Raw genomic sequence first — 12,811 nt, forward strand, 5'->3', positions numbered from 1 at the left:
CCTGCGCACATGAAGGGAGATCAACCGGTATGCACGATGCCGATGACTTGGCGGACCAGTTGACCCTGGATCCAGGCGAGCTGGTGACTTTGCACTCGTTGCGTTTGCAGATGATGCGCACCGACCTCTCTGAGGAACGTCGGGACGCTCGCAAAGAACGCAAGCAACTGGTATTGAACGAGTTTCATCGTTCATTTCTCGTGGCCGCACGAAGCGCGGGTGACAACGCGCCCTCCGATTCATTCGGCCCGGACATGACAGCTGAACGTGCTCGTGCCATCGACTCGCGATCACGCGGGATGATCCTGTTGATCGACCTGATGACCTTCAATCCCTGGTACCCGGCCGAGAAATGGGTGAGTGGGGCGCGTCAGGCGGGCCTGCAAACGGCTGTTCAGCAGCTTGCGGGCGTGTCGCAGGATGACTTCGAGGCGGCCACAAGGGAATTCGACGCGTTGATGCGTCAGCTGAAACGCAAGTCCATCAAGTGGGGGAAGGTCGCGGCAGTTTCGGTCGTCGGGCTTGGGCTGGGCGCAGTTACGGCAGGGTGGGCCGCCCCAGCTGTTGGGGGAGCAATCGGTGCAAGTCTAGGACTCTCTGGAGCCGCGGCGACGTCAGCTGGTCTGGCCATGCTGGGCGGTGGTTCGATCGCAGCCGGCGGTTTCGGCGTGTTCGGCGGCACGATTCTGCTGACGGGAGTCGGCAGTGTTTTCGCCGCGGGGGCAGCGGGAGCCACTGCCCGATTCAGCCGTGTCGGTTCAGCTGAAGTGGTTGCCGATGCCATAAAGCTTGACCTGCTGGCCAAGTTGGTTCTTGCCGATTCTCAGGACCGTGATCAGAAGCTCCGTCGGGTGGCAGAGGGTCTGCAGAGCCGTATCAACGACTTCTCCGACAGAATCAATCTCCTTAGCGAACGGATTGCTGCTCTGAAGGCCGAAAACAAGCGCCTCGGCGACGAGAACCGTGCGCTGAAAGATGAACTGTCGAGTCTGCGGGAAGTCCGATCCGACGCCGAGAAAGCCAAAGCGACGCTCGAGGTTGTTCGTGACCGGTTGCCGGCGTTTGTTGGATGACCGAAGACTTCGATCGCAATCTCGATACTCAACGCAGGCGGCTGGACGCGATGGACCGCGCCATCGCCAATGCGTTGTCTGACGACCCAGTCGCCTCAGCGCTTCCCGTTGCTCCGCCCTCGCAACCCTACCGAGACCTGACAGTTTTCAACGACGGCTTGCGGGAATCGAACTCCTGGATCGATGTCGATCTCGATGCGGCGCTGACCGCTGAGCAGGCAGAGGCACTCGCTGAATGGCGCAGTCGGCAACGGATCGAGTGGAGCACAGCGGACGTTGCCATGGTGGGCCTCGCGGGGGTCCTCGGGACGGCTTGCGTTTGGTTCGATGCTTCCATCGACAGAGCGGTCCGGAACCGCCTCCTTGCTCTGACGAAAACCAACGTCTTGCGCCGATTTGAGAAGGCAGGAACGCGTCTACCGATCGACTACATGGGTGAGGGGTTCGGCGGTCGGGCCCATCGTGTCAAGTCTGCCGGCCACGATTTGGCCCGGCCGTTCGAAGCGCTGCGCCAGATCATGGACGGCGAGTTTCGAGGCGTCGGGTGGTCGGCTGGGCAGCGATCCAAAGTCAGTGCCAGCGGACGATTTGACGTCGTTGACACCTTCGAAGAGGCGCTGCTGCGGTGGCTTATGCATCTGGGAGCCGACGTGCTTACCCCGATGAGTCTCCCGATACCCGGATCATCCTTGCTATATGAGATGGACGACGAAGCGATCAGAAAGTTTGCCTTGCATGCGTACAAAGGATTGCGGAGCGGGGAGGGGCTAAACGTTCGGTCGGCCACTGTGGCGCCGGGAATGACGACTCTCACGACCGAGCTCGTGATTCGCACGCATGTGCACGTTGAGGCGTTTCGAACACGCGGGACTGCTGTCCTGATTCGTCAGGAAGAGCGAAAGCGGACAGAGTTGCGGCTTGCGGCGCATTCGCTGGTCGGCGCAGCCTCGATCGGGAAGGCGACCGCGAAAGGTCTTATTACTAAACATCCTTCGTCACTCAGGCATGTTCATGTGCCGACGCTTCTGATAGCAGGCAGGACAGCGCTGCAAGTGGTGGCCGATGCCGCCGCGGCACGCCGATCCTCTGCGCCCGAATGGGATCAAATTTTGCTCGACGTCGCTGAACCGTGGCAGCTCGACCTCGCCCGCGAGATCGAAACGGCCTGGCCTTCCTGACTTTGGGCGGTCACGACGCATAGGCGAAAATCAAGCGCCGCACTATTGGTACGCTCGGACCCATGGGTACGTGCTGGTCAGGAGGATAGGAAATACTGTCTGCGCGCGAGAATATTCGCGTGGAGGGCCAGCATGATTGGGTCAAACTCTGGGAGGTGCACCGGCATGTCGCGGAGGAAAATCTGTCCGAAAGCCGCGCTGAAATACAACACAAGACACTTGAGTTGGTTCGTCTGCTGATAAGCGAAGGTGTAGCCGAGATCGGTGACTTGCAAGACCATGGCGCGCGTTTCGTCCCCTGGAACAGCTCGCTGCAAGAGTCGATCCAACGGAAATCTGCTGAGAACGTTGACCGGTTCGATGATCGTGCGGGTTGGCCGTGGACGCTGTGGTTACGGGTTACTGATAAGGGCAAGGAGCTGGGCAGGTCTTACGAGACCGACTATGCGCAGTGGCTAGAAGAACTTCGTCGACAGGGACGAGAAGACGAAGCGTTGCCGGTCAGGTTCGAGCCAGGCGGCGTAAGCGCTGAGGAATAGCTGCTGTCTGCAAGGTGATTCGCCTGCGTGCTTTTGCAAGAGCGTGCCGATCAAATAGGCACCGTCAACGAATCAGACGGTAGCTCCGGCAGGTTCTCGATGCCGTGGTCGATGAGCGCGATGAGGGTGGCCAGCTTGTACGTCGCCACCCGGGCACCGGTCTCCAAGATCGCCACCACGCGCTGACCGAGCAGCAGGGAATCAATGGCGTCGGGCACGAAACCTTGGTGCCACGGCGGCGTACCTTGGTGCCACGGCGGCGTCATTCGGAGTGGTCGACAGCGAGATCGACCCTAGCTCGACATCTGCGGCCGGCGGGGGCGTTGGTAGTTGTCGTGAGATTCGAGGACGTTGCCGTATTTGTCTTCGGCCCACCACCGCTCGAACGTTCCGCCCCGCCCCGTGATCACCCGATGCAGTTGCACGAGAACGTATTCCTTGGTGCGGGCGACGGCTTCGTGCGGTGTCGCCCCGAGCGCGTACCCGTGCACCGCGAGGTCAACGGTCCCCATGTCGGAGCTCATGTAGAACGTGACGGTCACGCGAACACAATGCGGGTCAGGCAGTTTCGAACCGCGGATGATGCTCAGCGGCCACCGGGTACGCGGCACGCATCTCTGATCGCTCATGGTCTCCTTCCGTTGGTTGGCTTTCAGTTGAACGAGGCCACGAGCGCCGAGTGATCGGTCTCGCGGGCCAGCCGCGGTGCATGGTCGAATTCGCTCGCCACGACACGCTCTGCGAACTCCGGCGCGGCGAAGATGTAGTCGAGGCGAAATCCGTTGTCGCCGGGGCGGCTGAACCAGGAGTACTCGCGGGTGGTCGGATGCAGCGACCGCCACACGTCGGTGTACCCGGTGGCGATCAAGCGGCCGGGCATTTCCGGTCCGATGAACTTCGTCCCCTTGGGATCTTTGTCGAGATCGTTGTTGCCCGTGTTGAAGTCGCCGATGAGCAGGTCGACTCCGCTGCGGCGGGCACGGTCGATCAACACCTCCCAGTAGGGCAGCTTCGCGTGGGCCTGCGGCAGGTAGACGCCGCAGACGAGGGTCCCGTCGAACTCCGCGCACCACAGGTGCCGGCCGGGCAGACCCCGGGTGAAGGGCGCCGCCCGGTCGATGGGGGTGCGGGACGCGATGAGCACTGTGTTCTGCTTCGGCTCGGCCATGGGATGCGTGGTCGTATATCCGGCGTGTTCGAGCTGGGCGACCAGAGCGGTGCCCGCCTCGTTGGCCCGGAACTCGGTCACGACGAGCAGGTCGGCGTCATAGCCGAGCAGTCGCGCGCTGAGTGCGTCACCGAACTTGCTGCCACCGTGGCGGATGTTCAGTGTCGCGATGCGGATCGTCATGCCGGAGTCCTCTCGCTCGGCATGGAATCTCCAGCGAGCCGATCAGTATGAGGAGGGGTACCGACAAACCGGTCGAGCCCGACTCGCGCACCGATGCACTGTCGGTGGCCACCCCTACTGTCTCCCCATTGAAACTCGTGGGAGGTGAGAGATGGTTCAGGTACCTCAGGCCCGCCCCAGCCGCGTCGACCTGGTGTTCGCGCGCCCGCGTCCGGCCGAGTCGATCGCGATTGCGGTCGCCGAGACGGCGTTCGGTTACCGGTATGCCGCGGTCGGGGAGTCCTGGTCGTGCTCAGGAGTGGTGGCGGCGCCCAATCTCGAGGTGGCGGTGCTCGATGCCATCGGCGTGGTCTGCGCCGGGCGCCAGGGGCTGGAGCGGTTGCGGTTCGTCGTGAACCTGACTTGCGGAAGCCCGCTGTGGCGCTACGCCGGGCAGATCTCCGAGGCGGCAGGCGACTGGTGGATCGAGCGTCCAGACCATGCCGATCGCTCATTGCTGGCCGCCGCCGTCGCATCCGTGCAGAATGCCTGCCCGGCACAGCCGGTACCCCTCCCGTCGCCACGCTCGGTCGACGGCGGGCCCGTGACCGTGGCGACCGACGGCTCGGTGCGTCAACAGCACGCCGGGTTCGGCTGGCTCACCTCGTCCGGGGACTACGGGCTGGCCGGATATCGGTCGTCGTCCAAACGTGTCGGTACCGAACCGGTGCTCGTCGCCGAACTGCGCGCGATCGGCGCCGCGGTGTCCGCGTTGCTCCGCCATCACCTGACGGTGTTGTCCGACAGCCAGCACGCCATCGCCATGGTGAACGGCTGGAAGCGCGGCCAGCCGGCAATGCCTGCCGAGTACCCAGCGGAAGAGCCCGGTCGCGAACACTGCCTGCACGCCGCCCGGCGCCGCATCTATCTCGAGCGCGACCGGATCGAAATGCGATGGGTGCCCGGGCATTCCGGTGTCCCTTTGAACGAGGGAGCGGACGCGTTGGCGCGGTTGGGCTCACGATACCGACGCGGCGACGCCGATCTCGATGACGCCGAGTACCACCGCCGCGCTGCGGGTATCGCGCAGGCGTTCGCCGCGGAGTTCTGTCGGGTCGCCAGTGTGCCGGCGTAGTGTTGTGCGCCCGGAGAGGGGGCGCTGTGCGCAGAGTCAACGTCGGACGCCTGGCCCTGGTTGCGGCACTCGTGCTCGTCGTCCTCATCGCCGGTGGTGCTGCCGCGGGCTGGTACCTCGGGAAGGTCGAGGATGACCGACTGCGGCAGATGAAGCCCTATCTGCCGGACAAGCAACAACAACGGGCCCAGGACCTCGTCGCCGCCTTGAACTCGCGAGACCCGAAGCGATTGCAGCTGCTGCGCAACACCAGCGCCGCGCCGGACGCGCCGGGCAACCTGCAACTCGACCGCCTGATCGAGGCGGCATTTCCGCTTCCTGATTGCCGGTACGCCCTCGACTCGGTCCGCGATCGGGGTGAGCAGGGGACGATGGACATTTCGTGGGTTTCGTCCGACACCAGGACCTACCGCTACGACATGCTCCTCACCGAGAACTGCCCGGGCCGGACGCCACTGCACAGAGTGATCGCGGTGATCGCAGTGCCTTACATGGGCGGCTACTGGACCGACGCGTCGCTGCTCATCGAGCGGTAGGAGCCGGGGTGAAAGCCCTGGATGCGAAGGGACTTGAGCAGCCGGCGGAGGTGTCAGCACCCCTGAGTAGCCTCCGCCTATGGGAGACAAACGACGTGAACGCAAGGCCAAAGAGGCTCGTCGTGATGTGCGGCGGGCCAGGAAACGCGACCGGGAATCTCGTCCCGACACAACCTTCGGGGACGCGATACGCATGACCGTTTCGGGCAGACACCCCCACAGTCTGCTTGGCACGGCCGGCTACGTGATCCAGAAGGGCAGGCCCGATCCGTTGGACTGGCCAAAGTCGGAGTACGACGCCGGCTTCCTGGATCGGTTTGTCGACGGCATGATCGGTGAGCGTAATCGGGAGACGACGGCGCTGCTGGCCGTGCTGGCTCAACTTCTCGTCGATGATCCAGAGCTCCAGATGCGATGCAGAGAAGCTGTTGCTGAGCGCAACGATCCTCTGCCGCAATGGATCACCGGTCTGTCGCACGTCGAGATGTACCGCGCGGTGCGCCTCGCTGATGTGCTCGGCGACGCCGACGAACTTGTGATCGGCGCGCGATTCGACGGCAAACACGAGGTGACCGCGTCCGTTTTGATCGACCACAACGGACTGTCCGGCGTCGTCGATGCCATCGTCGTGTGGGATCCGATTGACCAGTGTCTTGCGCGGGCGGTCGCCTCCAGCAGTGATACCTATGTCGTCGAGATGACCCTGGCCGATGCCAGGGCGTGGATCGAGGATGCGCTTTCGGAGCCGACCTTGACGCGTGCGACCGATACCTGGCCGCAGTGCCGAGCCCTGATTCAGTGGTTGGTACGGCAGCTGCCCGAAGGTGGTGTACAGCGGCCGTCCACGGACTGGGTGGCGGCCGGGCAGCTGTGCGACCGGTTCTTCGCCACCGACTCAGCAGCGCCCTTTGCCGACCGCGGCCACCGGGATCTGCTGCTCGAGCTGATCGAGACTGGTTGTGGTGATCCGCTGCGGTGGAGTGAGATCCGCGTGGAACGGGCGATCGGCAGCCCGTACTACGACGACTCCTACACTCCGTTGGAGGTCGTGTTGGACGCGCCTGATCTGCTGCGTGCCTTCATCCCATTCGTCCACGCGCAGAGCGGGATTCGCGAGGAGCTGACGGCGCACACGATCGCGGTGATCGACCAGCTGAGGTCGCGTTACAAGAAAGACATCCTGAGACAAGCGGAGAACTACTGGAGCCTCGACGATGCAGGCTGAAAGAAATGATCCCATTCTGCTAGCAATTTGCTAGCAGAATGCAAGCGAGAAGCGTACGCTGAGACGGTGCGAACTCTGCATCTGCGTAATGTCCCCGACGAGGTCATGGATCGACTCGAGCGGATGGCACGTGCCGCGAGCACGTCGGTGACTGCCGTGGCAATCCGTGAACTCGATGCGGCGACTCGCCGAGTCGACAACGCGGCGCTGGTCGCCACACTGCCCGATCTCGACATTCCCACCGAAACGATCGTCGAGCAGTTGGAATCCGAACGCAGGTGATCGTGCTCGACGCGTCGGCGGCAGTCTCGGCGCTGTTGAATGATGGGCCGGCCCGGAGACTTCTTGTGGCCGAACCGATTCATGTACCGCATCTGGTGGACGTGGAAGTTGTCAGTGTGCTGCGTCGTCAAGTCGCAGCCGGCTTGCTCGGGACAGAGGAAGCGCGTCAGGCGCTGGATATCTGGCGAAGACTCGGGCTGATTCGCTATGCCGCTGGACCGCTCCTGGAACGGGTCTGGGAACTCCGGTCCGCTGTAACGCCATACGACGCAATGTATGTCGCGCTTGCCGAAAATCTAGACTGCGCCCTGGTCACTGCGGATGTGCGGTTGTCCGGGGCAAACGGACCTCGATGCACCATCACGGTCGTGCCTCGCTGAGCGCTGTTGCCCGCGCTCGCCCGCATATGCGATGTCTATCGATGGTTCGTCGCGAAGTTCACCGTCAGGGCTGGGCGAGTGAGGGCATCGCCGAGGACGTTTTGGCGCCCGTGATTCGCTACATTTAGAAGGCATAGCCAGGTCTTACGAACCCGCACACAAGAAATGGCTGTGGACGACACGAGCAGGGACGAGAAGGCGAGGCGTTGCCACTGCGGTTCGAACCGGGCAGCGCAGCCGCCGAAGCATGAAGTGCGAGACGCGAATTCTTATCCCAACGTTCGATGTGGTGCACTGTGGCGAGCGTGCAGGATCTTGGCGTCACGAGGCAGTTCTGGCCGGAAAAACTGCACGTTCGCCACAGCGCCCCGAAACAGGACATCACCGACAGACCCCCATCGACTCAAACTCAACGAGGTGCCGGCCTCGCGTCAGATCACACCTCCACCGCACGCCCCGAAATCTTCTGCGTCCGCTTGTACAACCACAGAAGCACGGCCGCGAAGCCGATCACCCCGAGAACCTCAGCCAAAGTCCCGTCATTGCCGGTGAAGATCGCGAGCGGGTCGTCGCTTCCGGTGCCGGCGACGAACCCGGCGAAAACGACGCCGTAGAGGCTCTCGCCGACGATCATGCCGGTGGCCAGCAGCACGCCGAGGCGCTTCTTGCGTTCGGTGCCGGCCGCGGAGTCGCTCCGATCGGCCCACCGGTTGTAGAACCAGCCCAGCAGTGAACCCAGCGGGATGATCAGCGTCAGGCTCATCGGCAGATACATACCCATCCCGACGGCCAACGGGGGCAAGCTGAACCGGGAAGTGCGACACAGGATTTCGTCGGCGATCACGATCGCCACCCCGATCGCCGCACCCAAGCCGATCAGCGACCAGTCCAGGGACCCGCCGAACACGCCTTTGGCGAGTGAGGAGATCAGCGCGGCCTGTGGCGCGGCCAGGGCGTGGTCGGTGGCCCCCGGCGCGCCGAGAAAGCCGAACGCGCGTTGCATCAGGTCGAGCACCGGCGGGATGACCGCCGACCCGAACAGAACCCCAATGATCAAGGCCACCTGCTGTTTCCAGGGTGTGGCGCCGACGAGTTGACCGGTCTTGAGGTCCTGCAGGTTGTCGTTGGAGATGGTGGCGACTCCGAACGTGACGGCCGCGACGAACAGCGTGAAGGCCACCAGCGCGAGGGACTGGTCGCCATCGGCGCGGCCGAAGACCACCTTGATCAGCAGTGCGGCGATCATCACGGTCAGGATGCCGACCCCGGAGATGGGGCTGTTCGACGAGCCGATCAGGCCGGCCATGTAGCCGCACACCGCCGCGATGATCAGGCCGATGACGAAGACGAACACCAGGCTCGCCACGATGATCCCGGTCGAACTGCCCTGCAGTGCGGTGCCGCGGGAGAATTCCCACAGCAGCGCTGCGATCGGAATCAGCATCGCCACGATGACCCCCACGACGAGGGGGAACGGGATGTCGCGTTGGGTGATGTCGACCAGTTGACCGCCACGCCGATCCCGCGCCGAGGCCATCGCCTCGGTGATGCCCTTGATGATCGGGCGCAGGATCTTCAGCAGCGTCCACACCGCGGCCACCGCGATCGCCCCGGCGCCGATGAACCGCACCTCGTGCACGAACACACCATCGATCACGTCGGCCACCGACTCACCGGTCCCGAACGTCCCGATGGTCCGGATCGGCAGCAGCACCCCGAAGGAGATGATCAACCCGACGAGCATCGCGATGCCGACGGTCATCCCGATCAGATGCCCCACCCCGATCAGCGCGAGCGAGAGGCTGGCGCCGAACATCGAACCGCCGGCCCCGACGCGGAAGTACGCCGCCACATAGTTGGCCAGCACCTTGAGGTTGGCCAACAGTCCGAATCCGGCCGATACCAGCGCGCCGAACGCGATGACCCGGATGCCGATGCGGTTCTCCTCGGCGCCACGCGTGCTGTCACCGACCTTGAGCACCTCGGCCGCGGCGACGCCTTCGGGATAGGGCAGATCCGAGCCGGTCACCAGTGCCCGGCGCAACGGGATGGAGTACATGACGCCGAGGGTGCCGCCGACCGCGCACACGGCGGCGGTGATCCAGTACGGGAACCCGGTCCACCAGCCGATCATGATCAGCCCGGGCAGCACGAAGATGATCGCCGAGAGCGTGCCGGCCGCCGAGGCGACGGTCTGCACGATGTTGTTCTCGACGATGGAGTGGTTGGCGAAGTTGCGCAGGAGGGCCATCGAGATCACCGCGGCCGGGATGGCGGTGGCGAAGGTCAGGCCGACCTTGAGACCGAGATAGACGTTGGCGGCGGTGAACACCAGCGTGATCGCGCCGCCGAGCAGGATGCCGCGGACGGTGAGCTCGCGCAGCGTCGGCGTGGTGGGGTTCGCGGAGCTTTCGACGGCCAACTCGGCATCCTCTCGGTTGCTGGTGAATACACGGTAGGTACTCGGCGGCAGTATCGCTGTGCGATCGGCTCACAGACACGAGTGAGCCCACGTCAATATTCAACGGTCTAAGCCGCCTGGCGGGGAACCACGGCAACGGGCATACGGTGCCGCTGATCAGCGTGTTTCGTCTGGGGCGAGGCCTGCCCGCATTTCTGCAGTCCGAAAATGCTTATTACAAAAGCGAATTGGTCGTGCAAGTGCGCAGGTGGGCCCGCTCATTCGACGCCTGCGTCAGTTCTGCCGTACCGTCGAAAACGTGGAAATGTACAACCAGGCTTTCGAATGGACAGATACCAATCGACATTGGTTGATCGAGGTTCCTATTCGGGTCGCCGCGTACATCGTTGTTGCGTTAATCATTCGATTTTTGCTGCATCGCATGATCGACCGTGCGACCACCGGCAGGACCAAGAAGTCCCGTAGCGGGGAGGTGGAAGGGCAAGCCAGAAAACCTCCGATGCTGCGCTATTTGCGTGATCGTGCCTCGGCGACGACCAGCAGCATACGGGCGGCCGAACGCCGTCAGCAGCGGGCGCAGACGATCGGCTCGGTGCTGAAGTCGACGGTGTCGATTGTGCTGCTGGTCTGGGTCGTGTTGGCGATCCTCAGCGTGCTCGGGGTGAATATCGCGCCGTTCATCGCCTCGGCCGGGGTGGTCGGGCTCGCAATCGGCTTCGGTGCCCAGAATCTGGTCCGCGATTTCGTCAGCGGGGTGTTCATGCTGCTGGAGGACCAGTACGGCGTCGGCGACACCGTCGACCTGGGCGAGGTGTCCGGGGAGGTGCAGAGTGTCGGGCTGCGGATCACCACGGTCCGCGACATCGACGGCACGCTCTGGTACGTCCGGAACGGCGAGATCGCCCGCGTCGGGAACATGAGCCAGGACTACGCCGTGGCCCGCGTCGAGGTCCCCGTCGCATTGACCGCAGATGTGGACCGCGCCGAACAGGTCGCTGTCGAAGCCGCCCACGACGTCATCGCCGATCCGAAGATGGCCGGCAAGGTCATCGGTGAACCGGAGATGCTCGGGGTGCAGTCGCTGGCGGCCGACCAGCTCACCTTGCGGATGACCCTCAAGACCCGTCCGAACGCGCAGTGGTCGGTGCAGCGCAAGCTCCGTCGGGAAATTCTGCGCGCCTACGACGAAAACGGAATCAACCTGCCCTATCCCCAGGGCCGCATACATGCGTACGTCGGCGGTGGTCAGGAGACCAACGGAACGTAATTCGCCGGGTTGATCCGCGTCTCGCCCTACCAGCCCAGACTCGCCTCAGTTTCGAGGGGCGAACAGCGTTGTCATTCCATCGATTCGACCCACTGAGCGCGGGACGGACCGGGACTGAACGGATCCCCGAAGTACTGGGTCTCGTGGACGACTTCGCCCTCCACGAATTCCATGATGCTCACCACATAGGACGGTTGCCCGTCGTAGGTCAGCACGAGTTCGCTGATCCATAGGTCACCGCCACCGACGATGCGGCGGACCGTGAAGCGCTTGGCATTCGGCTGGGCTTCGCGAGAAGCCTGAATCCTGTCTCGCCCGCGGATCCGCTCACCTGACTGGGGATAGTCGAGGACCGCGTCGCCCCGGTAGATCCGATGTTCGGCGTCGAAGTCGTCCACGTCGGATGACGCCCAATGTGCCTCAAGAGCAGTCCGCAGGTCGTCGTCAGCCATGGCAAGAACCGTATCGGTGCGAATGTGGGTAGGTCGCGAATCGGTCTCCCGGCAGAGTCGGCGACGTAGCATTTCCTCGTGGGTTTTGTTGTCCCCGCGGACGCCTATACGCGCTTCATGGGCCGGTACGCCGAGCCTCTTGCGGAGATGTTTGTGGCATTTTCCGGGGTCGGTGCGGGCGACAAGGTGCTCGACGTGGGATGCGGGCCAGGCGCGCTGACTGCGCAACTGCTGTCGGTGGGAGCCAACGTCACGGCGATCGATCCGTCGCCGCCGTTCGTCGATGCGATCCGCGCACGATTCCCCGATGCCGATGCGCGGCAGGGCACGGCAGAGGAATTGCCTTATGACGCAGCTGCTTTCGACGGATCCCTGGCGCAATTGGTCGTGCACTTCATGTCGGATCCGGTGGCCGGCGTGAGGCAGATGGGCCGGGTGACTCGGCGTGACGGCGTCGTCGCAGCATGCGTGTGGGACGGTCCGACCGGCGCGCTGGCGCCGTTCTGGGAGGCTGTTCACATCAATGCCCCAGATGCTGAGGACGAAGCACTGCTCTCCGGGGCGCATCGGGGGCACCTGACCGAGATATTCGAAGCGGCCGGCCTGCGCGACGTGGACGAGCGCCCCCTGACGGTCAACCTTGTACATGCCACCTTCGAAGACTGGTGGGAGCCGTACACATTCGGCGTCGGTCCCGCTGGTGACCATGTCCAGAGATTGGACGATGCCGGTCGCGCACATCTCGCATCGGTGGCTCGCGACCATCTGGGTGGCGGACCCTTCACCGTCAGCGCCACCGCGTGGGCCGCACGCGGGAGGGTCTGACAACAGGCGGTGCCCTGGACACCTCTGCCTGATCAGGGACCGCGCCTCGGAGTAGGAACCGTCCACAACGAATGCTCTTGACGATCGCGCTACTCGGCTGGATGTGCGCTGCGGAGCACTGTGACGAGCGTGCACGTTATGTGTGCCACCGACGCCGACTTGGCCGG

The 12,811-nt window shown here is 63.8% G+C and carries 14 protein-coding genes and 1 pseudogene; 10 read left to right on the forward strand and 5 right to left on the reverse strand.

Annotated features, from left to right (window positions below; genetic code table 11):
• Positions 1 to 29: 29 nt before the first annotated feature.
• The 3 genes from ACZY08_RS09245 (at position 30) to ACZY08_RS09255 (ending at position 2,790) form a co-directional block, all read left to right on the forward strand.
• On the forward strand, positions 30 to 1,073 hold the full coding sequence (locus tag ACZY08_RS09245; protein ID WP_463745113.1) for a cell division protein ZapB: 1,044 nt from the start codon (positions 30 to 32) through the stop codon (positions 1,071 to 1,073).
• A complete protein-coding gene (locus ACZY08_RS09250; protein ID WP_463745112.1) occupies positions 1,070 to 2,251 on the forward strand; it encodes a hypothetical protein in 1,182 nt (393 codons plus the stop codon). Before ACZY08_RS09245 ends, ACZY08_RS09250 begins: the two co-directional genes overlap by 4 nt.
• 119 nt (positions 2,252 to 2,370) lie before the next feature.
• Positions 2,371 to 2,790 (forward strand): hypothetical protein, encoded by a 420-nt coding sequence (locus ACZY08_RS09255; protein ID WP_463745111.1) that lies wholly within the window; start codon positions 2,371 to 2,373, stop codon positions 2,788 to 2,790.
• Positions 2,791 to 2,843: 53 nt separating this feature from the next.
• Here the strand turns inward: ACZY08_RS09255 and ACZY08_RS09260 are convergent.
• The 3 genes and pseudogenes from ACZY08_RS09260 to ACZY08_RS09270 all read right to left on the reverse strand — a co-directional run.
• A pseudogene (locus ACZY08_RS09260) lies at positions 2,844 to 3,056 on the reverse strand (hypothetical protein); the annotation flags it as partial.
• Positions 3,057 to 3,083: 27 nt separating this feature from the next.
• Complete coding sequence (locus tag ACZY08_RS09265; protein WP_463745110.1) at positions 3,084 to 3,419, reverse strand: hypothetical protein; 336 nt, start codon at positions 3,417 to 3,419, stop codon at positions 3,084 to 3,086.
• Between the two features lie 23 nt (positions 3,420 to 3,442).
• Positions 3,443 to 4,141 carry an endonuclease/exonuclease/phosphatase family protein gene (locus ACZY08_RS09270; protein ID WP_463745109.1) on the reverse strand — a complete coding sequence of 233 codons (699 nt, stop codon included), beginning with the start codon at positions 4,139 to 4,141 and terminating at the stop codon, positions 3,443 to 3,445.
• Between the two features lie 151 nt (positions 4,142 to 4,292).
• On the opposite strand from ACZY08_RS09270, the gene ACZY08_RS09275 reads away from it, so the two are divergent.
• From ACZY08_RS09275 to ACZY08_RS09295, 5 genes are all read left to right on the forward strand, one after another.
• Positions 4,293 to 5,255, forward strand: a complete 963-nt coding sequence (locus ACZY08_RS09275) for a ribonuclease H family protein (protein WP_463745108.1) — start codon at positions 4,293 to 4,295, stop codon at positions 5,253 to 5,255.
• A gap of 26 nt (positions 5,256 to 5,281) precedes the next feature.
• Positions 5,282 to 5,791, forward strand: coding sequence for a hypothetical protein (locus ACZY08_RS09280; protein ID WP_463745107.1), 510 nt, complete (start codon positions 5,282 to 5,284; stop codon positions 5,789 to 5,791).
• A 79-nt stretch (positions 5,792 to 5,870) separates the two neighbouring features.
• Positions 5,871 to 7,016 (forward strand): hypothetical protein, encoded by a 1,146-nt coding sequence (locus tag ACZY08_RS09285; protein WP_463745106.1) that lies wholly within the window; start codon positions 5,871 to 5,873, stop codon positions 7,014 to 7,016.
• Positions 7,017 to 7,082: 66 nt separating this feature from the next.
• Positions 7,083 to 7,298 (forward strand): antitoxin, encoded by a 216-nt coding sequence (locus tag ACZY08_RS09290; protein ID WP_163664374.1) that lies wholly within the window; start codon positions 7,083 to 7,085, stop codon positions 7,296 to 7,298.
• Positions 7,295 to 7,678, forward strand: a complete 384-nt coding sequence (locus ACZY08_RS09295; RefSeq protein WP_463745105.1) for a type II toxin-antitoxin system VapC family toxin — start codon at positions 7,295 to 7,297, stop codon at positions 7,676 to 7,678. The genes ACZY08_RS09290 and ACZY08_RS09295 overlap by 4 nt, the downstream gene beginning before the upstream one ends.
• 436 nt (positions 7,679 to 8,114) lie before the next feature.
• Here ACZY08_RS09295 and ACZY08_RS09300 read toward each other — a convergent pair whose 3' ends face one another.
• Positions 8,115 to 10,100: an OPT family oligopeptide transporter gene (locus ACZY08_RS09300; RefSeq protein ID WP_463745104.1), complete on the reverse strand. Its 1,986-nt coding sequence runs from the start codon at positions 10,098 to 10,100 to the stop codon at positions 8,115 to 8,117.
• A 304-nt stretch (positions 10,101 to 10,404) separates the two neighbouring features.
• Between ACZY08_RS09300 and ACZY08_RS09305 the strand changes: the two genes are divergently transcribed.
• Positions 10,405 to 11,367 (forward strand): mechanosensitive ion channel family protein, encoded by a 963-nt coding sequence (locus tag ACZY08_RS09305; RefSeq protein ID WP_463745309.1) that lies wholly within the window; start codon positions 10,405 to 10,407, stop codon positions 11,365 to 11,367.
• 71 nt (positions 11,368 to 11,438) lie between these two features.
• Here ACZY08_RS09305 and ACZY08_RS09310 read toward each other — a convergent pair whose 3' ends face one another.
• Positions 11,439 to 11,819, reverse strand: coding sequence for a nuclear transport factor 2 family protein (locus ACZY08_RS09310; RefSeq protein ID WP_463745103.1), 381 nt, complete (start codon positions 11,817 to 11,819; stop codon positions 11,439 to 11,441).
• Between the two features lie 78 nt (positions 11,820 to 11,897).
• On the opposite strand from ACZY08_RS09310, the gene ACZY08_RS09315 reads away from it, so the two are divergent.
• Positions 11,898 to 12,644, forward strand: coding sequence for a class I SAM-dependent methyltransferase (locus ACZY08_RS09315; RefSeq protein ID WP_463745102.1), 747 nt, complete (start codon positions 11,898 to 11,900; stop codon positions 12,642 to 12,644).
• The last annotated feature ends 167 nt before the right edge of the window (positions 12,645 to 12,811 follow it).

It is taken from the genome of Mycobacterium sp. IDUB_9 (assembly GCF_055419505.1).